20 protein-coding genes and 4 tRNA genes are annotated in these 18,283 nt (G+C 71.5%); 13 read left to right on the top strand and 11 right to left on the bottom strand.

Annotated elements, in window-relative coordinates:
• The first annotated feature begins 21 nt into the window (after nt 1–21).
• Genes Drose_RS29160 through Drose_RS29145 form a run of 4 tightly spaced genes read left to right on the top strand, consistent with a single transcriptional unit; the run spans nt 22 to nt 3,465 of the window.
• Entirely contained in the window at nt 22–888 is an 867-nt protein-coding gene (locus Drose_RS29160; RefSeq protein ID WP_260724494.1) for a bifunctional DNA primase/polymerase, read from the top strand.
• The gene (locus Drose_RS29155) at nt 885–2,144 is read left to right on the top strand and encodes a DUF3631 domain-containing protein (RefSeq protein ID WP_260724493.1); all 1,260 of its coding nucleotides are present in this window, start codon (nt 885–887) and stop codon (nt 2,142–2,144) included. Before Drose_RS29160 ends, Drose_RS29155 begins: the two co-directional genes overlap by 4 nt.
• Nucleotides 2,145–2,188: 44 nt before the next feature.
• Nucleotides 2,189–2,338, top strand: coding sequence for a helix-turn-helix domain-containing protein (locus Drose_RS29150; RefSeq protein ID WP_260729841.1), 150 nt, complete (start codon nt 2,189–2,191; stop codon nt 2,336–2,338).
• On the top strand, nt 2,335–3,465 hold the full coding sequence (locus tag Drose_RS29145) for a tyrosine-type recombinase/integrase (protein WP_260724492.1): 1,131 nt from the start codon (nt 2,335–2,337) through the stop codon (nt 3,463–3,465). Before Drose_RS29150 ends, Drose_RS29145 begins: the two co-directional genes overlap by 4 nt.
• Before the next feature lie 77 nt (nt 3,466–3,542).
• Here Drose_RS29145 and Drose_RS29140 read toward each other — a convergent pair whose 3' ends face one another.
• The 5 genes from Drose_RS29140 to Drose_RS29120 all read right to left on the bottom strand — a co-directional run bounded on the left by Drose_RS29140 (nt 3,543) and on the right by Drose_RS29120 (nt 6,331).
• Nucleotides 3,543–4,076, bottom strand: a complete 534-nt coding sequence (locus Drose_RS29140) for a hypothetical protein (RefSeq protein WP_260724491.1) — start codon at nt 4,074–4,076, stop codon at nt 3,543–3,545.
• A gap of 831 nt (nt 4,077–4,907) precedes the next feature.
• Nucleotides 4,908–4,982 (bottom strand) — tRNA-Val (locus Drose_RS29135).
• A gap of 34 nt (nt 4,983–5,016) precedes the next feature.
• Nucleotides 5,017–5,087: transfer RNA gene (locus Drose_RS29130), tRNA-Cys, on the bottom strand.
• Between the two features lie 15 nt (nt 5,088–5,102).
• A tRNA-Gly gene (locus Drose_RS29125) sits at nt 5,103–5,175 on the bottom strand.
• 88 nt (nt 5,176–5,263) lie between these two features.
• Complete coding sequence (locus Drose_RS29120) at nt 5,264–6,331, bottom strand: CapA family protein (RefSeq protein ID WP_260724490.1); 1,068 nt, start codon at nt 6,329–6,331, stop codon at nt 5,264–5,266.
• Between the two features lie 72 nt (nt 6,332–6,403).
• Here Drose_RS29120 and Drose_RS29115 point away from each other — a divergent pair.
• Nucleotides 6,404–6,476: transfer RNA gene (locus Drose_RS29115), tRNA-Gly, on the top strand.
• A gap of 8 nt (nt 6,477–6,484) precedes the next feature.
• On the opposite strand, the gene Drose_RS29110 is transcribed toward Drose_RS29115, so the two are convergent.
• The 3 genes from Drose_RS29110 to Drose_RS29100 all read right to left on the bottom strand — a co-directional run bounded on the left by Drose_RS29110 (nt 6,485) and on the right by Drose_RS29100 (nt 10,758).
• Nucleotides 6,485–8,197, bottom strand: a complete 1,713-nt coding sequence (locus tag Drose_RS29110; protein ID WP_260724489.1) for a hypothetical protein — start codon at nt 8,195–8,197, stop codon at nt 6,485–6,487.
• A gap of 50 nt (nt 8,198–8,247) precedes the next feature.
• Nucleotides 8,248–8,985: a YaaA family protein gene (locus Drose_RS29105; protein ID WP_260724488.1), complete on the bottom strand. Its 738-nt coding sequence runs from the start codon at nt 8,983–8,985 to the stop codon at nt 8,248–8,250.
• A gap of 204 nt (nt 8,986–9,189) precedes the next feature.
• Complete coding sequence (locus Drose_RS29100; protein ID WP_313899943.1) at nt 9,190–10,758, bottom strand: diguanylate cyclase domain-containing protein; 1,569 nt, start codon at nt 10,756–10,758, stop codon at nt 9,190–9,192.
• Between the two features lie 194 nt (nt 10,759–10,952).
• On the opposite strand from Drose_RS29100, the gene Drose_RS29095 reads away from it, so the two are divergent.
• Nucleotides 10,953–11,570, top strand: a complete 618-nt coding sequence (locus tag Drose_RS29095) for a hypothetical protein (RefSeq protein WP_260724487.1) — start codon at nt 10,953–10,955, stop codon at nt 11,568–11,570.
• Nucleotides 11,570–12,256 (top strand): PP2C family protein-serine/threonine phosphatase, encoded by a 687-nt coding sequence (locus tag Drose_RS29090; protein WP_260724486.1) that lies wholly within the window; start codon nt 11,570–11,572, stop codon nt 12,254–12,256. The genes Drose_RS29095 and Drose_RS29090 overlap by 1 nt, the downstream gene beginning before the upstream one ends.
• 8 nt (nt 12,257–12,264) lie before the next feature.
• Here Drose_RS29090 and Drose_RS29085 read toward each other — a convergent pair whose 3' ends face one another.
• Nucleotides 12,265–12,684 (bottom strand): GntR family transcriptional regulator, encoded by a 420-nt coding sequence (locus tag Drose_RS29085; RefSeq protein ID WP_260724485.1) that lies wholly within the window; start codon nt 12,682–12,684, stop codon nt 12,265–12,267.
• Nucleotides 12,685–12,753: 69 nt separating this feature from the next.
• Nucleotides 12,754–13,374, bottom strand: a complete 621-nt coding sequence (locus Drose_RS29080) for a TetR/AcrR family transcriptional regulator (RefSeq protein WP_260724484.1) — start codon at nt 13,372–13,374, stop codon at nt 12,754–12,756.
• 17 nt (nt 13,375–13,391) lie between these two features.
• On the opposite strand from Drose_RS29080, the gene Drose_RS29075 reads away from it, so the two are divergent.
• Nucleotides 13,392–14,030 carry a (2Fe-2S)-binding protein gene (locus Drose_RS29075; protein WP_260724483.1) on the top strand — a complete coding sequence of 213 codons (639 nt, stop codon included), beginning with the start codon at nt 13,392–13,394 and terminating at the stop codon, nt 14,028–14,030.
• 88 nt (nt 14,031–14,118) lie between these two features.
• On the opposite strand, the gene Drose_RS29070 is transcribed toward Drose_RS29075, so the two are convergent.
• Nucleotides 14,119–14,943 (bottom strand): cyclase family protein, encoded by an 825-nt coding sequence (locus tag Drose_RS29070; RefSeq protein WP_260724482.1) that lies wholly within the window; start codon nt 14,941–14,943, stop codon nt 14,119–14,121.
• Nucleotides 14,944–15,196: 253 nt separating this feature from the next.
• On the opposite strand from Drose_RS29070, the gene Drose_RS29065 reads away from it, so the two are divergent.
• The 5 genes from Drose_RS29065 (at nt 15,197) to Drose_RS29045 (ending at nt 18,255) form a co-directional block, all read left to right on the top strand.
• Nucleotides 15,197–16,123, top strand: coding sequence for a DUF929 domain-containing protein (locus Drose_RS29065; RefSeq protein ID WP_260724481.1), 927 nt, complete (start codon nt 15,197–15,199; stop codon nt 16,121–16,123).
• Nucleotides 16,107–16,604: a vitamin K epoxide reductase family protein gene (locus Drose_RS29060; protein ID WP_260724480.1), complete on the top strand. Its 498-nt coding sequence runs from the start codon at nt 16,107–16,109 to the stop codon at nt 16,602–16,604. Before Drose_RS29065 ends, Drose_RS29060 begins: the two co-directional genes overlap by 17 nt.
• 79 nt (nt 16,605–16,683) lie before the next feature.
• On the top strand, nt 16,684–17,388 hold the full coding sequence (locus Drose_RS29055; RefSeq protein WP_260724479.1) for a YcnI family protein: 705 nt from the start codon (nt 16,684–16,686) through the stop codon (nt 17,386–17,388).
• Nucleotides 17,389–17,512: 124 nt separating this feature from the next.
• The gene (locus Drose_RS29050; protein WP_260724478.1) at nt 17,513–18,067 is read left to right on the top strand and encodes a M15 family metallopeptidase; all 555 of its coding nucleotides are present in this window, start codon (nt 17,513–17,515) and stop codon (nt 18,065–18,067) included.
• A gap of 56 nt (nt 18,068–18,123) precedes the next feature.
• Nucleotides 18,124–18,255, top strand: coding sequence for a hypothetical protein (locus tag Drose_RS29045; protein ID WP_260724477.1), 132 nt, complete (start codon nt 18,124–18,126; stop codon nt 18,253–18,255).
• The last annotated feature ends 28 nt before the right edge of the window (nt 18,256–18,283 follow it).

The raw sequence follows: 18,283 nt of genomic DNA, 5'->3' as shown, positions 1-18,283 counted from the left end.
CACGACCAGGAGGTGTCCACAATGGAACTTCGTACTGACAGGCAAGCGTTGCTGCGCAACGCGATCGACCTTGCCGGGCGCGGCTGGCCCGTATTCCTGCTCGGCCGCACCAAGCGCCCCGTCGCCAACTGCGACGCCTGCCACAACGCCGGCAGCGACCACGACCGCGAGGCATGCGCCTGCCTGCTGTGCCACGGGCTCTACGCCGCGACCACCGACCCGGACCGCATCGCCGCGATGATGGCCGCGCAGCCCGGTGGCATGCTCGCCGTACGCACCGGCGCTGTCTCCGGTCTGGTCGTCATCGACATCGACCCGGCGCACGGTGGCCGCGTCGACCCGGTGGTCATGCCTGAGACGGCCTGTGTCGTCACCGGAAGCGGCGGCTGGCACCTGTACTACCGCCACCCCGGATCGGCCGTCCCGTGCAGCCAGGGACGCATTGACGCCGGGGTGGACGTGCGCGGCGACGGCGGGTACGTGGTCGCGCCGCCATCTGTGCACCCGCGTACCGGCCGTCCGTACCGATGGCTGGACACCCGGCCGGTGGTCGAGATGCCCCCGCCCCTCATCGCCGCCTGCTACCCGCCGCCGGCCGTGCCGAGCACGACCAGGCCGCCGAGCACGACGTGGGGCGGGGGCATCTCATCACCCGACGCGCTGCTCGACGCACTGCTCGACAGCGTCCGCCGCGCACCGAAGGGCCGCCGCCGCGCCACCCTCTACGGCTGCGCCCGAGGTGTGGCCCGCATGGTCGCCGCCGACGCGCTCTCCCTCGCCGACGCCATGGCCGCACTCACCGACGTCGGCCTCGCCGCCGGCCAGACCGAACGCGACACCCGCGCCGCCATCCTCGGCGGCTTCCGCGACGAAGGAGTCCCGGCGTGACCCGCGCACCTGAACCGGCCAACGGCGCCGCGATCCTCGACCAGCTGCACGCCACCCTCACCCGCTACGTCGTGCTGCCCTCGCCCGAGGCGGTCGACGCCGTGACGCTGTGGATCGCCGCCACGCACGCGCAGCCCGCGTGGGCGCACGCCCCGCGGCTGGTCATCCGCGCCCCGGAGAAGCGCTGCGGTAAGTCCCGGCTGCTCGACATCGTGGAAGGCACCAGCTGCAACCCGCTCATCACCGTCAACGCCTCACCGGCCGCCGTGTACCGCGCGATCGGTACCGATGAGCCGCCGACGCTGCTCGTCGACGAGGCGGACACCATTTTCGGCGGCAAGAACGCCGAGGCGAACGATGACCTGCGCGGTCTGCTCAACGCCGGGCACCAGCGCAACCGGCCCGCGATCCGGTGGGACAACAACACGCACCGGCTGGAGAAGATCCCGACGTTCGCCATGGCCGCGCTCGCCGGGATTGGCGCCATGCCCGACACCATCGAAGACCGCGCCGTCGTCGTCCGCATGCGGCGCCGTACGGCGGGGGAGACGGTAGCGCCGTACCGGCACCGCCGCGACGGCCCGGCACTACGCAAGGTGGCCGCCGATCTCTTCACCTGGCTGCGGGGGCATCTCGACACCCTCGAACGCGCGGAGCCGGTCATGCCGCTCGAGGACCGCGCCGCCGACACCTGGGAACCGCTCATCGCGGTTGCCGACCTCGCCGGCAGCAGCTGGCCGGCACGCGGCCGGACCGCCGCGACGGTGCTCACCGCCGAAGCCGAGGACACCGGGCACGTGTCGACCCGCATCCGCTTGCTGACCGACATCCGGGCCGCGTTCACCACGCTCGGCGACCCGGCCGCCGCGACCACGGCCGAGCTGCTCGCCGCGCTCAACGCCGACGACGAAGCACCCTGGCAAGGCTCCGGCCCGGCCGGGCTGACCGGCAAGCGCCTCGGCGACCTGCTGCGGGAGTTCGGCATCAGCTCGGCCACGATCCGCTTCCCGGTCGGGCAGGCCAAGGGCTACCACCGAGACGCCTTCACCGACGCGTGGCAGCGCTACTGCCCGACCCAATCCGTCCCATCCGTACCAGCGTCGTTTTCGCAGGTCAGCCCCGGTACGGATGCCGACCCCGGTACGGATCGAACCGTACCGCCAAACCGATCCGTACCGGCCTTGAGCAGCCAAAACGAGCTTGGTACGGATGGGACGGTTACCCCTGCCCGCCGACGTGTTGGAGGTACCGCGTGACCACCGTCGCCACCCGGAAGGCGCTGTGGAAGATCCCCGAGGCGATGGAACTGTTGAGCATCAGCCGGACCGTCATCTACGAGCAGATCCGCGCCGGCCGCCTGCGCACCGTCAAGCAGGGCCGCACGCGCCTGGTGCCGGACGGCGCGATCGCCGAGTACGTCGCGCTGCTGGAGCGGGAGGCGAACCGATGACGGTACGGCGGGGACGCGGCGAGGGCTCCCTGTACTGGGACGAGAAGCGGCAGCGCTTCATCGCCGAGATCACGATCGGCTACACGCCGGCGGGGAAGCGGATCACCCGGAAGGGCAGCGGCAAGACCAAGACCGAGGCACGGAACAAGCTCAAGGAGGTACTGCGCGACCACGAGGATGGCCTGACGATCGCGCCGGCCAACTTCACCGTCGCAGACGCGGTGAAGGACTGGCTGGATTACGGCCTGACCGGACGGGCGCCGAGCACGGTGAACAAGATCCGAGCGTTGTGCGAGGGGCACGTGATTCCGGACCTCGGCGCCCGAAAGTTGCGGGAGTTGACCGCAACTGACGTTGATCGGTGGCTCGCCGCGAAGGCCAAGCTGCTGAGCACCAGCACCCTGCAGAACCTGCACAACTTCCTCAACCGCGCCGTAACCAGGGCAATGGCCCGCGACAAGGTGAAGCGCAACGTGGTGGTGCTCTGTGGCGTTCCGACAGGGCAGCCGGGCCGCCCGTCGAAGTCGCTCACGCTCGATCAGGCCAGGGCGCTGCTGGAGGCTGCCGTCGGATCGCAGCTGCACGCCTACATCGTGATGTCTCTGCTCACCGGTGCCCGCACCGAGGAGCTGCGGGCGCTGCGGTGGTCGCACGTCGACCTCGTCGGCCAGGCCGACGCCGACCCGCCGGTCCCGCCCTCCATTCAGGTGTGGCGGTCCGTCCGGGTCGGTGGCGACACCAAGACCAAGAAGTCGCGGCGGACACTGGCCATGCCGACCCGCTGTGTCGCAGCGCTCAAGCAACACCGCGAACGGCAGACGCGCACGGGTGGCGATGATCTCGTGTTCGCCACCTTGAGCGGCGCCGAGCTGGACGCGGCGAACGTGCGGCGCGGCTTCCGGGCCGTCGCGCGCAAGGCCGGACTGGACGCGGCCGAATGGACGCCGCGCGAACTGCGACACAGCTTCGTGTCGCTGCTGTCCAGCGGGGGAATGCGGATCGAGGACATCGCCGACCTGATGGGCCACGCCGGCACACGGGTCACCGAAGCGGTCTACCGCCACCAACTCCGACCCGTGATCCTCAGCGGGGCGGTGGCTATGGACGAGCTATTCGGCAAGGCGTAGCCCGTCAACGAAACGATGGAGGGCCTGCCCGAAGTTCGGCAGGCCCTCCATCCGCCGGGATCGTCCACGCCACCCCGCTACGTACTGGTACGAGTTGCGCTCCTAATCTTTTCTAGCAAGTGCTGTGCTTTTCCGTTCGCATACCTCAAGTCAAGGATCTCGACGCTTTCCAGATCGCCGTGAACGATCGAATTTCTCGTCCTTGTTGCGAGGTCGAAGCCAATCTCATCCTGATCATTCCATACTTCCGAGTTGGCCATGAGTGCTCGCACCTCACGCAAAGAAAGTGGGCGATCAGTACGGCCAACACTTCGCTTTCCATAATCCAACGCTTCTTGCTCAATTGCCGCGAATGAGCGAATGAGCGTGAACGCGAGTTGCTCGCGTGTAACCCTCGCCCTTTCCTCGGTGTTGAGCGCGCGTTGAGCGTAAAACCCGGAAAAAGCGGCCACGAGAAGCGAGGCTGTCGCAACCCCGGCGCTCACCCAGCTAGCAGCCTTATCCCAATCGTCAAGCCTTGCGCCGGTGGCGTAGTTTGTGGCCACACCGACCGCCGTGGTCGCTACCACAAAGGCAACGGCCAGGAGCACACGTCGCACCGTCCGGTTCATCGCATCCTCCTCACGGCAAGGTGGAGGATGCAAGCAATCGCAATCACGGCGAGGGTGCTGAACACAATGACCTGTACCAGGCTGTGCAGAAAGCTACCCATAACGCCTGTAGTGCCGGCAAAGATGGGACTCCCGGCCAATGCATAGGGGTCGAGCGGGTTTCGTTTCCGAACCTGTAACGCCACCTTTTTATCAAGCGCCTCTTGTGCCCGAATGACCGCCGACTCTGTGATTTCGGTGCTGTTAGCACCAGGAGCCCTCTCTGACGCTTCCTGGTTCGCGCTCTCGATCGCAAGTTTGTCCGCATAAGCTTGAACTGCTCGCGCGAATGCCAGTTTTGCTGGCTCGTAGGCTCCGTCTAGGAGTGTGCGTGTGGGCACGACGACTCCGACGCCCTCAGGAACGCCACTAGTGGGGATGACGACGTCTTCCCCACTCAATTGAAGTTCTTTCGCGACTCGGCCGTTTGCCATCGAACTCCCGGGCTTCGACGCGCTGCTGGCGCACCTGGAGCCATATGGTGCCGCACGCGTGGCCGCATTGCAATCTGTACCTCACCTCCGTGATCGAACGTGTGGCTGCAGCCGACCCGCGACCCCCTGGGCTTCGGACAGCCCCTACGGCCGATTCGACCGTCCTGCGATAGCTAGGCGTCCGTCAGGCGGGATACTCCTTCGCCTGGCCACCCATGCGGTTGCTAGGGCTGTCCTGGCCAGTCCCGGATCGCGGTCCCAGGCCGGACGGTTGGATCGCCTTGACGTGCTCAGTCACTCAGTTAGTCACGCACCAACGAGAAGAGGCCATGTCGATCGTTCGACATGGCCTCTGAGCTGGTGGGCGATACTGGGTTTGAACCAGTGACCTCTTCCGTGTCAAGGAAGCGCGCTCCCACTGCGCCAATCGCCCTTGCTGAGTGCCCCACAGTTGGTGTGGCCTCTCGAGGTGGGAACGGGATTTGAACCCGTGTACACGGCTTTGCAGGCCGTTGCCTCGCCTCTCGGCCACCCCACCGTGGTGACTACCCCGAGCGGACGACGGGATTCGAACCCGCGACCCTCACCTTGGCAAGGTGATGCGCTACCAGCTGCGCTACGTCCGCACCGTCGGGCCGAACCACTCCCGGCGACGGATGCAAACTTTAGCCGACCCCCAACCCCCATGCCAAACCGGTATCCGGATTCGGCGCGTCACGGGGTCTGAGCTGGCGGTGCGGAAGGGGGCGGGGAGAGGGCCGCGCAGGTGCGCAGGCTGGCGTATCGCTGACTGAGTCTGGTCGCGGCGGGGCCGGTCAGGAGTTTGGGCTGGCCGGTGTCCGAGACCACGGCGGGCAGGAACTCGGTGCCGACGACCGAGCGGCCGCGGACCGTCAGGCGCAGGACGCCGGTCTCGGTGCTTTTCGACGTGCCGTACCAGAGGAAGTTTGCCATCCCGTACGCCACGAACGTGCTGCCCAGCCAGCCGGAGCCCTGCAAGGTGTGTGCGTGGGCGCCGACGATCACGTCCGCGCCGGCCGCGGCCAGTTTGCCGGCGAAGGTCTTCTGGGCACTGTTGGCGCAGCTACTGGCCTCGTCGCCCCAGTGGTTGAACACGATCACCAGGTCGGCCTGGCGGCGGGCGGCGGTGACGGCGGCGATCGCCCGGGTGGTGTCGAACGCCATGGCCACGCCGGGCCGGTCCGGGCCGGGGGCCCAGCTCGACGCCAGTTCGTTGACCTGGCTGAAGCCGAGGACCGCGACGCGGACGCCGCGGACGGTGGTGATCCAGGGTGCGTACGCCTGGTCGGCGTTCCGGCCGGCCCCGAACGCCGGATAGGAGGCCGCGGAAAGCGCGTCCAGCGTGTCCAGGAGCCCCACACGACCGTAGTCGAGGGTGTGGTTGTTGGCGATGCTCACGGCGTCGATCCCGGCGGCCTTCAGGGCGTCGATCGCGACCGGCGTGGTCCGGAAGTGGTACGTCTTCGGCTCCGGCGTGCCGCGCGACGTGATCGCGGTCTCCAGGTTGACGATCGTGAGGTCCGCGTCGGCCAGCGTGGGCGCGATCGGGCCGAAGGCGGTCGCCGGGTTCTTGAGCAGGGCCGCGGTGCGATCCATGAAGTGCACGTCGCCGGCGAACGCGAGCCGCAGGTCGACCGGTGCCGGCGACGGGGCGGCCGGGGAGGCCGGCGGTGCGATCGACGAGGGTGCGGGAGACGGAGCGGCGGGCGGGGCGGAGCAGCCCGCCAGCCCGAGTGACAGCACAAGGAGACCCAGCCTCACGAAACGTCACGCTAACGGGTGGCGGCCCGGTGCGGGGGGCGTGTGCTCGATGCGCTAAAGTGCTCATTCAGTGCGGACGTAGCGCAGCTGGTAGCGCATCACCTTGCCAAGGTGAGGGTCGCGGGTTCGAATCCCGTCGTCCGCTCTCGCAGATCACGCCCGTTTCCGGATCGCCGGGACCGGGCGTTTCGGTTGTTTCGCCAGCACCCACAGCGGGTTCGACGCCCCGACGATCTCGCCGGTCGCCAGGCGCACCTGCACCCGCGCGTAATGCCCCGGCCGGACGGTGACCGACCGGCCCTTCGAGATCGTCGTCGACGGCACGGCGCCGGCCTCGTCGGCGAGCCCTGTCACGATCTCCGCGACCGCCTTCCTCGGCAGGCCGGTGGCGACCACGTCGGCGGTCACCGGCGACCTCGTGATCCGCACCGTGCCGAGTTGCGACACGCCGCCGATCCGCAGGTCGAGCGTGCCGCGATAGCGGGCCAGGTCGGTGAACCAGGCCGCGCCGGCGCGCAGGGCCGCCAGCAGGTCGGACCGCGCCTTCGAGCTCGCCCAGACGTACGTGACGAAGTGCTCCTCGTTCGTGAGCCAGTCGATCGCGTCGTGGTCGTCGCTGCTGCCCACGGCGGTGGCGAAGAGCGCGTTGCGGGCCGCCACGTCGAGCACCCAGAGCAGGTCGTCGAGCGGTTTGCGGCCGATCTCCACGAGGTCGGCGCCGAGGGCGTCGCGGGTCAGCATCAGCTCGGCGAGCTCGTCCCGCTTCGCCACGTCCATCGGATGGTTCCAGCACGCGATGCCGCCGTGCGCATGCAGGAAGCGGACCATCGACTCGGTCCGGCGGACGTCGTTGTCCCGTACCGGCGGGCTGGGGAACGCGGGCAGGGTCTGGTCGCCGCCGTACCAGTTCACGTGCCGTACCAGCGACATCTCCATCGCGCGGAAGTGCGTCACGTCGGGGTAGGCCCGGCCGGCGGCGGCGATCACCTCGGCGCGCAGTTCCTCGCCCGCCTGGCCGGCTCGGCGGCTGCGGTCGAAGGTCAGCCGGTCGACGACGAACCGCGCCCGGCGGACTCCGATCCGCAGGCCGGTCAGCGCGTTGTCGCCGGGCACCACGCCGGGCCACAGCCGCGACACGTCGTCGCGCGGGACGAACGTGAACCGCTGCCAGGCCCCGGCCTTCGCGGGGAGCCAGGCCGTGCCGGCGGTCCCGCTCGCGCTGTGGCCGGGCGTTTCGAAGAGCCCGATGCGGTACCGGATGTGGAGCACCCCCGCGGGCCGGCCCTCCCCGGCGGGGTGGTGCGACAACTGGACGTCCAGGCACAGTTCGCCGTCGGCGGGGAGCACCTCCGGCAGCACGTCGAGCGTGATCGTCGTGTCGGCGATGCAGGCGTTGGCGGTCGAGTTCCAGGCGGTGCCCTGATACCAGAGGATCCCCGGCCCGGCGGCCGCGAGCCGGAGCGCCTTCCCGCCGCCGTCCTGCGGTGACCGCGGCGCCGGCACGAACTCCGCGACGGACGAGTCGAGCACGCCCTCGGTGTGTTTCGCCCAGGTCCAGTCCAGCCCCTTCTCCGGCTCCCTGGCGGCGTCGAAGTGCACGACCCCGCGGTGGTCGAAGGCGGCGATCCGGAAGTCGTGGTCGGTCCACCACACCACGTCGACCTTGTGCCGGCGCGCCTGGGCCAGATGCGCGGAGTAGCTGGCCAGGCCCTCGCTGAACGGCCCGTGGATGTGCATGGCCATGCTCACCGGCCGCAGCGGCGCCGCCGGTGCGGCGGCCGGGTCCGTCGGCGTGACGCCGGAGACGGCGGCGAGGCCCGCGGCGGTCAGTACGCTACGGCGCGTGACGCCGGGTTGACTGTCCACGGTTCCGACCCTCCCCGACGGTACGGCCGGGGCGCAGCGAAACGGCGAACCTACAACGCTTCTACTACGACGTCGAGCTGGTGCGGCCGGTGCGCCTCCACGCGGTACCCGAACTCACGCAGCGTGTCGGCGAGCTTCGCCGGGGTCTTCGGGCGCGCGTCGGCGAGCAGCAGGGCGCGCACGATCCGGCCCTTGGTGGCCTTGTTGAAGTGGCTCACGACCTTGCCGCCGTGCAGGACCCGCACCGTGACCGCGTTGCGCGGCGCCCACATCGGGGCGTAGGCGGACGAGCGCAGGTCGAGGACCAGCGACTCGTCCAGCTCGCGCAGCGGCTCGGCGAGCGCCGCCTTCCAGTGGCCGGTCAGCGGGCCGACGGTGGGCAGGCGGACACCGGCGGAGCAGCGGTACGGCGGGATCCGGTCGCCCAGGCCCACCACGCCCCACAGCCCCGAGAAGATCAGCACCTGCTTGCCGGCGCGGCGCTTGGCGGGCACGGGCAGCGAGGCGAGGTCCAGCGCGTCGTAGAGCACCCCGGTGTAGAGCTTCCCGGCCGGCAGCGCCGGCGCGTCGCGGAGGCGCGTGTTGCGCTCGACCTCGGCGACCTGCCCCGGGCTGAGCCCCAGCGTGTCGAGCGCGGCGGCGGGGTCGACGCTGATCTTGACGAGGTCGTCGAGGACCGCCTCGCGGGCAGCGCGCAACCCGGGCGCGGTGAGCCGGTCGAGGTCCACGGGGCCGCCGCGCCGCGGGGCGGCGGCCTTGCCCTCGGACGGCGGCAACAGGATGAGCACGCCCGAGACGGTACCCTGCGCCCGGCCGCGTACCCCGGGCTACGCCTGCCGTACGGTGACGCGTCGCCCGCCGGCTCGTCGTGGAGGCGGGCGCGCGCGACCGGGCCGCGCCGGAGCGGTGTCCGCCGCTCGTGGTCGCCGCCGGCCCGGGGCGGCGCGTTCCCGGGCTGGGCAAGCGGTCCCGGCCGCCGGCAGCTACCAAGGTCAACATTGGCCGGCGCCGGCCAGGACGTAGCGGCCCTTGCCGGTGCTTTTCGCCCGGTACATCGCCTCGTCCGCCTCCCGCAGGATCTCGTCGGCGTCGCCCGCGCCGCTCAGCGCGACCCCGACGCTCGCCGAGATGTGGGCCGGCGTGCCGTACAGCTCGAACGGTTTCGCCACGACCTTGACGATCCGGTTCGCGGTCGCCTGGGCGTCCGTCTCCGTGGCGAGGTGCTCGGCGAGCACCGCGAACTCGTCGCCGCCGAAGCGCGCCACCGTGTCGCTGGCCCGGACGCAGTTGCGTAGCCGCGTGGCGACCTCGCGCAGCACGTCGTCCCCGGCGGCGTGGCCGAGGCTGTCGTTGACCTGCTTGAACCCGTCGAGGTCGACGAACAGCACGGCGAACCTGTGCCGCTCGCGGGCGTGCGTGAGCAGGGCGTGCTGGACCCGCTCGTAGAACAGGACGCGGTTGGCCAGCCCGGTCAGCGGGTCGTGGAAGGCCAGGTGCTGCAGCTCGTGCTCGCGCTCCCGCAGTCGCGCCTCGGTCTCCTGCCGCCGCTCGATGTCCTTGCGCAGCGCGGCGGTGGCGTCGTCGACCCGCGCCATCGCCCGGTTCCGCGCACCGTCGAGGATCGCGACGAGCGCGGTGAGCAGCAAGGTGATGACGACCCCGGCGCTCAGCGTGAGCAGGGCCATCCGCCGGTCGGCGCCGTTGAGGAGCCGGTCCGTCGGGTACAGGGACAGCTCCCAGTGCCGCTGCCCGACCGTCACGATCCGCTGCCGGTTGCCCGGGTCGTCGCCGGCGATGGTGCCCGCCGACACGCTCGCCACGACCCGGGCCGTCCCGTCCGAGCGGTCGGTGAGCAGGATGCGCACCGCGCCCTGCGCGCGGGTCCGCAGCGTCTCGTTGAGGAAGTCGCCGCCGCGCAGGCCCATGACGACCCAGCCGCGGAACCGCCCGCTCGCGTGGTCGTGGACCGGCACGACGAGCGTGAAGGACATCTGTTGCTGATCGGCGGGGAGCGCGCGGTCCTTCAGCAGCACGTACGCGCGGCTGATCGTGAACTCCCCGCTGTCGCGCGACATCCGCAGCGCGGCGGTGGCCTCGGGCACCTGGCTCAGGTCGCGGCCCGGCACCGCGGCGACGCCGTCGAACGGCCGCGAGAAGATCACGAAAGCGTGCTCGACGCCCGTGCCGATCGGGGCGAGCGCGAGCGTCGGGACGCCCTTGTCCCGCCAGTACGACTCCACGGACGGCAGGTCGGCGTCGGCCGCCGGCACGGCGAACGCCACGCCGCTGGCGCCCGGCAGCCGGTCCCAGTTGAGCCCCGCCGAGATCGCCGCGAAGTCGGCCGCGGTGACGTCCGGCCGGGCCCCGATGGCGGCGGCGAGGTCCGCCAGCGTGTCGCCGTACCGGTCCACCTGCTGGATGACCGCCGCACTGACGTCCTCGGCGTAGCGGTCCATGAGTTGCGCGGCGGAGCGCTGCTCGACCCGGTTCACGACGGCGGCACCGCCCGCCGACAGGCCGAGGCCGGCGAACAGGACGGTGAGCACCAGCGCCGCACCCACCCAGCGTCGTCGCCAGGCCCGGCTACCAGCGTCGGTCCGCACGACCGACCGATCGGCCGGCGGCCGCCGGACCTTTGCGAAACTGAAGTACGACGGAAACCTGCCGATATGCCCGATATGAGGAAGCGGACCCGCTCTGAAAGATCGTTCGGGTTCCCGGTAGTCTCAGCGGTTTGAAGGAGCAATCTGCGGCCATGGCCGATCATCTGACGACGCTGACGTTCGCGGAACTGGAGTTCGTCCTGCGTACCGCCGCCGGAGGCGCGGACCGGCGCGCGCCCGAGTTCGACCCGGTGCGCCGCCGGCTCAACTTCCAGCCCGGCGTGGCCACCGACATCGTGGTCGCCGCCGGGGTGGCCGCGCTGCTGGCCCGCGGCCTGTGCCGGCTCGACGGGCAGCGGGTCGTCCCCGGCGAGCTGGTCTCTGCCGCCGCGGACGCGCTGGCCACCTGCCACACCACCACCGAGGCCGCCGGCTGGATCGGCGACCGGCCGGTCGTGGTGCACCTGTTCAGCGGCGCCGATGCCCGCCTGGCGGTCTACCCGGGCTCCTACGGGCTGTTCAACGTCGAGCTGATCGACGCCGCCGAGCCGGTCTCCGCGCCCGTCCTGCGCTTCCTCGACCTGTGCACGGGGACCGTCCTCGTGCGGACGGCCGCCGGCGGCCTCGCCGTCGCCCGGGGCCGCGGCGGCGTCTGGTTCGTGTCCGACGCCCGCGACCATCTCGACCGCCCGGAGGCCACTCGCCGGGTCACCCGCGAGGCGCTCGTCGCCCGCATCGTCGAACTGCTCGCCCAACCGGTAGGGGTGTGATGGCGACCATTCGGGCCGGAGCGGCCACCGACGTCGGCAAGATCCGCCGGCGCAACGAGGACAGCGCGCTCGTCGGCGAGGGCGTCTGGGCCGTCGCCGACGGCATGGGCGGCCACGCGGGCGGCGACGTGGCGAGCGACCTCGCCGTCACCGCGCTGCGCCGCCTCGACCAGGTGCGCGACCGGGACCCGTTGGACGTGCGCGACGCTCTCGCCCGCGCCAACGACGACATCCTCGCCGCCGCGGTCGAGGATCCCTCGCTCGGCGGCATGGGCACCACCGTCACCGGGCTGAGCCTCGCGACGGTCGAGGGGGAGGAGTGCTGGGTCGTCTTCAACATCGGCGACTCCCGCGTGTATCGCTTCGTGCGCGGCGAGCTCGGACAGCTCACCGTCGATCACGTGGCGCCCGAGGCCCTGACCCAGCGCCGGGGTGTCATCACCCGCGCGCTCGGCACGATCCCCGGCCCGAAGCCGGATCTGTGGGTCCTGCCGGCGGTGCCCGGGGAGCGGTACCTCATCTGCTCCGACGGCCTGCCGCTGGAGCTCGGCGACCGGGACATCGCGGCGGTCCTCGCCGAACAGGAGGACCCCGTCCAGGCGGCCGAGGAGTTGGTACGGCGTGCGGTCGTCGCCGGCGGCCGCGACAACGTGACGGTGGTCGTCGTCGACCACGTGGCAGCCTGACGGACCCGCTAGCCCTTAGCCCTGCGGAGGGTCGTGCGGTCGGCCGGGTGCACCTCCTCGACGTCGCCGATGCGGACGACCAGGACGGGCGTGCCCTCGGCGAGCGCGAGCGTCTCGCGCTCGCCGGGCGTCGGCATCCTGGCGCTGATCACCGCATGCGCCGGCACGTCGACGACCGTCGCGCTGGGCGCGGTCCGGTCGCGGACGGTCCGGGTGCGGCACGGCCCGACGCGGATGGAGTTGTCGGGGGCGAGGAAGAGCAGCCCTTCGGCCCGGAGGGTCGCCATGGCCCGCAGTGCGGTGTCCCGGCTGACGTCGTGCTCCCAGGCCAGCTCGGCGGCACTGGGCAACCGCCGCCCGGGCGCGAGCGCGCCGGAGCTGATCCGTTGCCGCAGGACATCGGCCAACATCTTGTACCGAGCTGTCACGCCCGCAGACATTAGCGGGTGCTGTCGCCTTCTGGCCACATGCGGCGGGTCGGGCGCGGGCGGACCGTGTCAGGGACGGGCGCCCAGTGCCCGGAAGACGAACGCCGTCAGCTCGGCGGTCGCCGACTCCGCTGTCGTCTCGGACGTGCCCAGCATCAACGACTGGAACCATCCCGACAGTGCTGCCAGGATCGTCCTCGCGTCCGGTTCCGGGTCGGCCAGCGGCAGTGTGCCGTCCCGGCGGCCACGCGCCAGAAGCTCCGCGATCGCGGTCCGGTGGTGGTGCGCCGCGCGGGCGCGCTCCGCGGCGTAGCCGCTCGTGCGCAGCAGCTCGTCCGACGCCAGCGTCAGGATCCGGCACCGGTACGGCTCCGCGGTCAGGCCGAGATACCCCTCGATCCAGCGGCGCAGCGCCTCGCGCGCGTCCGGCGCCGTGGCGGCCACGGCGGTCAGCTCGTCGTGGACCAGTCCGCTGTCGCGCCGGAACATCGCCAGCAGCAGCCCGTCCTTGGAGTCGAAGTGACGGTAGAAGGCGCGGGTCGACAGGCCGGCCGCGGTGAGGATTCCGTTGACGGAGACGCCGCCGCCGTTGCTGTCGGCGAGGCAACGATAGGCGGCCTCGATGATCCGGGACCGCTCGGCGTTGTCGGTGGGCAGGGGATCACCTCCGGGCGGTCCGGCGACCGGCAAGCAGCCAGAATAGCGCCATGACCGACTCGCTGGGGCCGTACTTCGTCTGGGAGTCCTACGCGCCGGGGGAGGGCTGGCGGCCGTTCACCGACCTGCTCGATCCGGACGTGACGGCGGAACGGGTGGCGGTCGCCCGGCAGGCGCTGCTGACCATGTTCGGGCTCGACGGCGACGTGGTGCCGGAGCGGGTGGTCGCGTCGGTGTCGTTCCTCGGGCTGGCGGCGCGGCTCGTGTCGCCGCTGCTCGCGGACGCGGTGCTGGCCGGGGAGGTGCGCGCGGCGCGGCCGGCGGATCTGTGGTGGAAGCCGGTGCCGGGCGGTCCCTGGCCCGTCGCGTGCGGGCCGGTGCCGGCGGCGCCCGCGTCGAAGCTGTTCGAGATCGGCATCGAGGGGCTGGTCGCGCCGCTGCTGGAGGTCTTCCGGGCGCGGTTCCGGCTCTCGCGGCAGGTGTTGTGGGGCAACGTGGCGTCGGCGCTCGGCGGAGCCGCGGGGCAGTTGCCGGCCGACGGCTGGCCGATGGTGGCGGCGCTGCTGGAGCGACCGCCGCTCGCCGGCATGGCCGTGGTCGGCAACCGCGCGCTGACCCGGCGGAACTGCTGCCTGTACTACCGGATCCCCGGCGGCGGCACGTGCGGGGACTGTGTCCTCGGACGGTGACGCTCCACTCGGTGAGCGGCGCCTCCGCCGGCGGCCGGGTGCCGCGCCGATCGGGCCGGTGCTCCAAGCGGCACCGCCCCGGGGTCGTTCACCCGCGCACACCCGGCGGGATCACCCCGTAGACGAGGGCGGTCGATCCGGACCCTCTCGCGTTGATCATGCCGCCGCACAGCACCGCGGCGCCGGTCGCCGGGAATTGCGCGAGGTTCGCGAGGATCTCCAGGCTGATCCGGTGCCGGCGGTAGACCAGCAGCGAGGCGCGGAACTGCGGGTCGGTGCCGAGGTCGGGGCCGAACGTGTCGATGCCGGTGCCGCCGTTGCGGCCGATCCGGCCGGTGTCGATGAACCACTGGACGGTCTCGGGGGCGAACCCCGGCTGGTGGAGCACCCCGCCGGCGTCGAGGTTCGGGAAGGCCGGGGTTCCCCACTTGTACTCCCAGCCGGTCCACATGATGATCATGGACTCGTCCGGGATGCGCCCGTGCCGCCGCTCCCACTGCCGCACGTCGTCGATCGTCAGCGCGTAGTCGGCGTTGCGCGCGCACTTGTCCCGCACGTCGATCTTCACCGCGGGCAGGAAGAGGTCGTTCGGGTCGAGGTCGTCGGCGAGCGGCTCGCCCGCGTTGAAGTGGCCCGGCGCGCCCCAGTGCGTGCCGGTCGCCTCGCCCTCCCGGACGTACTGCAGGTAGTACCCCTCGTTCTCGATCGTGGCGATGACCTCGAGCTCGAAGGGCGGGTCGCCCGGATAGACGTTGGTCGTCGCGGGGTCGTTGACGTGGGAGAGGCTGATCAGCCGGGTCCTGCCGGGCTGCAGCGTCTCGCCGCCGGCCGGGCCGGCCGCGGCGGTGCCCGCCAGGCCGGTCGCGCCCGCGACGGCGCCACCGGCGGCCGCGAGCAGGTGTCGTCTCTGCATGCTGGAATCGCCTTTCGCATCCGGGCTCGACGATGTGCGAGGTGCCGAATTGCACATTGCCCGCCTACGCAGCGTTGCGCAAGATCTACGATCGGATGGCGTCCGGCCCCTCCGGGACGGGACCTTAGGCCCGGGCGAACGGTGTTAGGACCCGGGAGTCTGGCATCGGCGGGTGATCCGCGGCCGGTTCGGGGAACTTGTGCCGGGTCGCCGGCGTCTAACCGATGTCCGAGACCAGACGGAGGGCGGCCGGGTGTCGAAACGACAGCGTGACTCGCGCGACTACGCGCGGCGCATGCGGATGATCCAGGAGCGGGCCACGGCCCGGCGGGGCCGCATGCGGCAGGCCACCACGGCGATCGTGGTCGTGATCGTGGCCTTCGCCGTCATGGTCGTGGCGAAGCTGGGCGGCGCCGGCTCGGGCGGCGGGCCGGCACCGCAGGCGCTGCCGTCGGGCCCGGCCGCCGCGGCGGTGATCACCGCCGTCACCACGGTGCCGGCGGCGACGCTCGACGCGGTCGACGGCGGGAACACCACCGTGCCGCCGAAGGTGATCACCGGGCAGCCCGCGCTCGCCCAGGACGGCAAGCCGCTGGTCCTCTACGTCGGCGCGGAATACTGCCCGTTCTGCGCCTCGCAGCGCTGGCCGGTGATCATCGCACTGTCCAGGTTCGGCACCTTCGAGGGCCTGACACTGAGCCGGTCGGCATCGGACGACGTCTACCCGGACACGCCGACGCTGTCGTTCCACGGCTCGAAGTACACCAGCCAGTACCTCGCCTTCCAGGGCGTCGAGACGGCCACCAACAAGCGCAAGGGCGGCACCTACGCGCCGCTGGACACGCTGACCCCGCAACAGCAGCAGATCCTCCAGAAGTACAACGCCCCGCCGTACGTCGACGCGACCTCGGCCGGTGCCATCCCGTTCATCGACTTCGCCAACCAGGCGATCGCGACCGGCTCGTCGTACAGCCCGCAGTTGCTCCAGGGCAAGACGCACGAGCAGATCGCCTCCGCGGTCAACGACCCGCAGAGCCAGCTCGGCCGTACGATCGACGCCAATGCGAACGCGATGACCGCGTTGCTGTGCAAGCTGACCAACGGTCAGCCCGGAGACGTCTGCGCCAGCCCCGCCGTCTCGGCCTTCCAGGGGGAGTTCGCCAATGTCAGCCTCAAGTAGCGCGGTCAGCCTTCCCGAGGTCGACCGGCGGCTCGTCCAGTCCTGGGTGCCGGTCGTCTCGCTGGTGCTCTCCGCCGTCGGGCTGGCCGTCTCGGGGTACCTCACCTACGAGCACTTCACCGCCGCGACGACCCTCGCCTGCCCCGACACCGGCACGCTGAACTGCGTGAAGGTCACCACGAGCGAGCAGTCGGCGGTCCTTGGCATCCCGGTCGCGGTGCTCGGCCTGGTGTACTTCGTGATCATGCTGGTCGCGTCACTCCCGGCGCTCTGGCGGTCACGCCGGCCCGGGATCCGGACGGGCCGGCTCGCCTTCGCCGCCGTCGGCGTCCTCTTCGTCTTCTATCTGGTGTTCGCGGAACTGTTCACCCTCGACGCGATCTGCCTGTGGTGCACGGTGGTCCACGTGCTGGCGGTCGGGCTGTTCGCCGTGGTGGCGCTCGGCACCGCCTACGCCGATCCGGGTGATCTGCGGCGGTAGCCCGGGAACTTTTCGGTGGGGTCCGGCGACTACCCGCGGAACCGTTCCGTCCGCCGTTCCCAGAGAGGACCCCACACGCATGCGCCTGGCCCACGTGGTCCGCGCGGGTGTCGCCGTCGCCGCGGCCGTCGCCGCGGCACTCGCCTTCCCCGCCGTCGCCTCCGCGCACGTGACCGTCAACCCGAGCACCGCCACGCAGGGCGGATACACGAAGGTGACGTTCCGCGTGCCGAACGAGCGCGACGACGCCAGCACGGTGAAGCTGGAGATCGCGCTGCCGACCGACAAGCCCGTCGCGTCGGTCTCGCTGAAGCCGATCCAGGGCTGGACCGCGGTGAGCGAGAGCATCAAGCTCGCGACTCCGATCAAGACCGCGGACGGTGAGCTCGTCGAGGTGGTCTCCAAGATCACCTGGACCGCGGACGCCGGCTCGGCGATCAAGCCGCACCAGTTCCAGGAGTTCGACGTGTCGATGGGCCCACTGCCGCAAACCGACCAGTTCGTCTTCAAGGCCCTCCAGACGTACTCCAGCGGCGAGACCGTCCGCTGGATCGACGAGCCCGCCGCCGGCGCCGAGGCCGAGCACCCGGCCCCGACGCTCAAGCTGACCCCGAAGGCCGCCGCGAGCGGCGCGCCGGCCGCTCCCGCCGGCGCCGCGCCCGACGACGGCGGTGACGGCACCGGCGCCGCCGTCGGCCTGGGCGTCGCCGGCCTGGTACTGGGCCTGGCCGGCCTGGTGGTGGGCCTGCTCGCCTACCGCCGGGCAGCGGCTCGGACCTCCTGACGACATCCGTTCGCCGTCCGCGCGGCGCGGTCCGGCTCGATCGCCGTGGCGGTCATGCCGAATCGCCTGCGGGACCGGCGAACGGATCCCTCAGGTTGCCGTCCGGGTGGCCGATGGTGGCGGCGTGGAAGGCGTCGCCAGCATCGCCACCCGGGTGGCCGAGATCCGCACCCAGATCGCCGCCTTCCACCCGCCGCCGGCGAACACCTCCGTGAGCGCGGCCTCCTCCGTGAGCGCGGCCTCCTTCGCGACCGCGGTCACCGAGGCGGGCCGGGCCCTCCGCACGCCCGAGGGGATGCCGGCCGACCTGGCCCGCTACGGCAACGGCCGGATCCCCGAGTCGGCCCTCCAACGGGTCGGCGACACCGGCCACCGGCTGTGGGCGCCCGCGGCCGCGTCGCTGGATGCGCTCATGCGGGCCGCCCGGGCCGACGGCGTGACGATCGGCATCACCGACTCCTACCGCTCGTACGCCGAGCAGGTCGACCTGGCCCGCCGCAAGGGCCTCTACTCGCAGGGCGGCCTGGCCGCCAAGCCGGGGACCAGCGACCACGGCTGGGGCCGGGCCGTCGACCTCGACCTCGACGCCGAGGCCCAGTCCTGGATGCGCGCCAACGCCGGGCGCTTCGGCTTCGTCGAGGACACGCCGCGGGAGCCCTGGCACTGGAAGTACCGCTGAGCGGATCCGCCCTCCTGACGGACCCGCTACAGTCGCCGGATGGCAACCGGTGGCGGGTGATCGCCCTGCTCACGGCCCTGATCCTGACCGCCGTGGCCGCGCACGACCGGCTCCCGGCATGGGCGATGACGGCCCTCGCCGGTGCCGCCTTCCTGACAGGACTCGCGACAAGCACCGGACTTCGCTGACCGGCGAGTGATCTTAGGGTAGGGCCAT

It is taken from the genome of Dactylosporangium roseum (assembly GCF_025264685.1).
In the GTDB taxonomy this organism is placed as follows: domain Bacteria; phylum Actinomycetota; class Actinomycetes; order Mycobacteriales; family Micromonosporaceae; genus Dactylosporangium; species Dactylosporangium roseum.
Note: the sequence above shows the minus strand (reverse complement) of the source record. Positions and strands in the feature narration are given on the sequence as shown.

What these genes read in the sequence shown, in the direction of transcription:
- Drose_RS29160 (WP_260724494.1), top strand. Translation starts at nt 22, where the DNA reads ATGGAACTTCGTACTGACAGGCAAGCGTTGCTGCGCAACGCGATCGAC.
- Drose_RS29150 (WP_260729841.1), top strand. Translation starts at nt 2,189, where the DNA reads ATGGAACTGTTGAGCATCAGCCGGACCGTCATCTACGAGCAGATCCGC.
- Drose_RS29145 (WP_260724492.1), top strand. Translation starts at nt 2,335, where the DNA reads ATGACGGTACGGCGGGGACGCGGCGAGGGCTCCCTGTACTGGGACGAG.
- Drose_RS29140 (WP_260724491.1), bottom strand. Translation starts at nt 4,076, where the DNA reads ATGAACCGGACGGTGCGACGTGTGCTCCTGGCCGTTGCCTTTGTGGTA.
- Drose_RS29095 (WP_260724487.1), top strand. Translation starts at nt 10,953, where the DNA reads ATGGCCGATCATCTGACGACGCTGACGTTCGCGGAACTGGAGTTCGTC.
- Drose_RS29090 (WP_260724486.1), top strand. Translation starts at nt 11,570, where the DNA reads ATGGCGACCATTCGGGCCGGAGCGGCCACCGACGTCGGCAAGATCCGC.
- Drose_RS29075 (WP_260724483.1), top strand. Translation starts at nt 13,392, where the DNA reads ATGACCGACTCGCTGGGGCCGTACTTCGTCTGGGAGTCCTACGCGCCG.
- Drose_RS29070 (WP_260724482.1), bottom strand. Translation starts at nt 14,943, where the DNA reads ATGCAGAGACGACACCTGCTCGCGGCCGCCGGTGGCGCCGTCGCGGGC.
- Drose_RS29060 (WP_260724480.1), top strand. Translation starts at nt 16,107, where the DNA reads ATGTCAGCCTCAAGTAGCGCGGTCAGCCTTCCCGAGGTCGACCGGCGG.
- Drose_RS29055 (WP_260724479.1), top strand. Translation starts at nt 16,684, where the DNA reads ATGCGCCTGGCCCACGTGGTCCGCGCGGGTGTCGCCGTCGCCGCGGCC.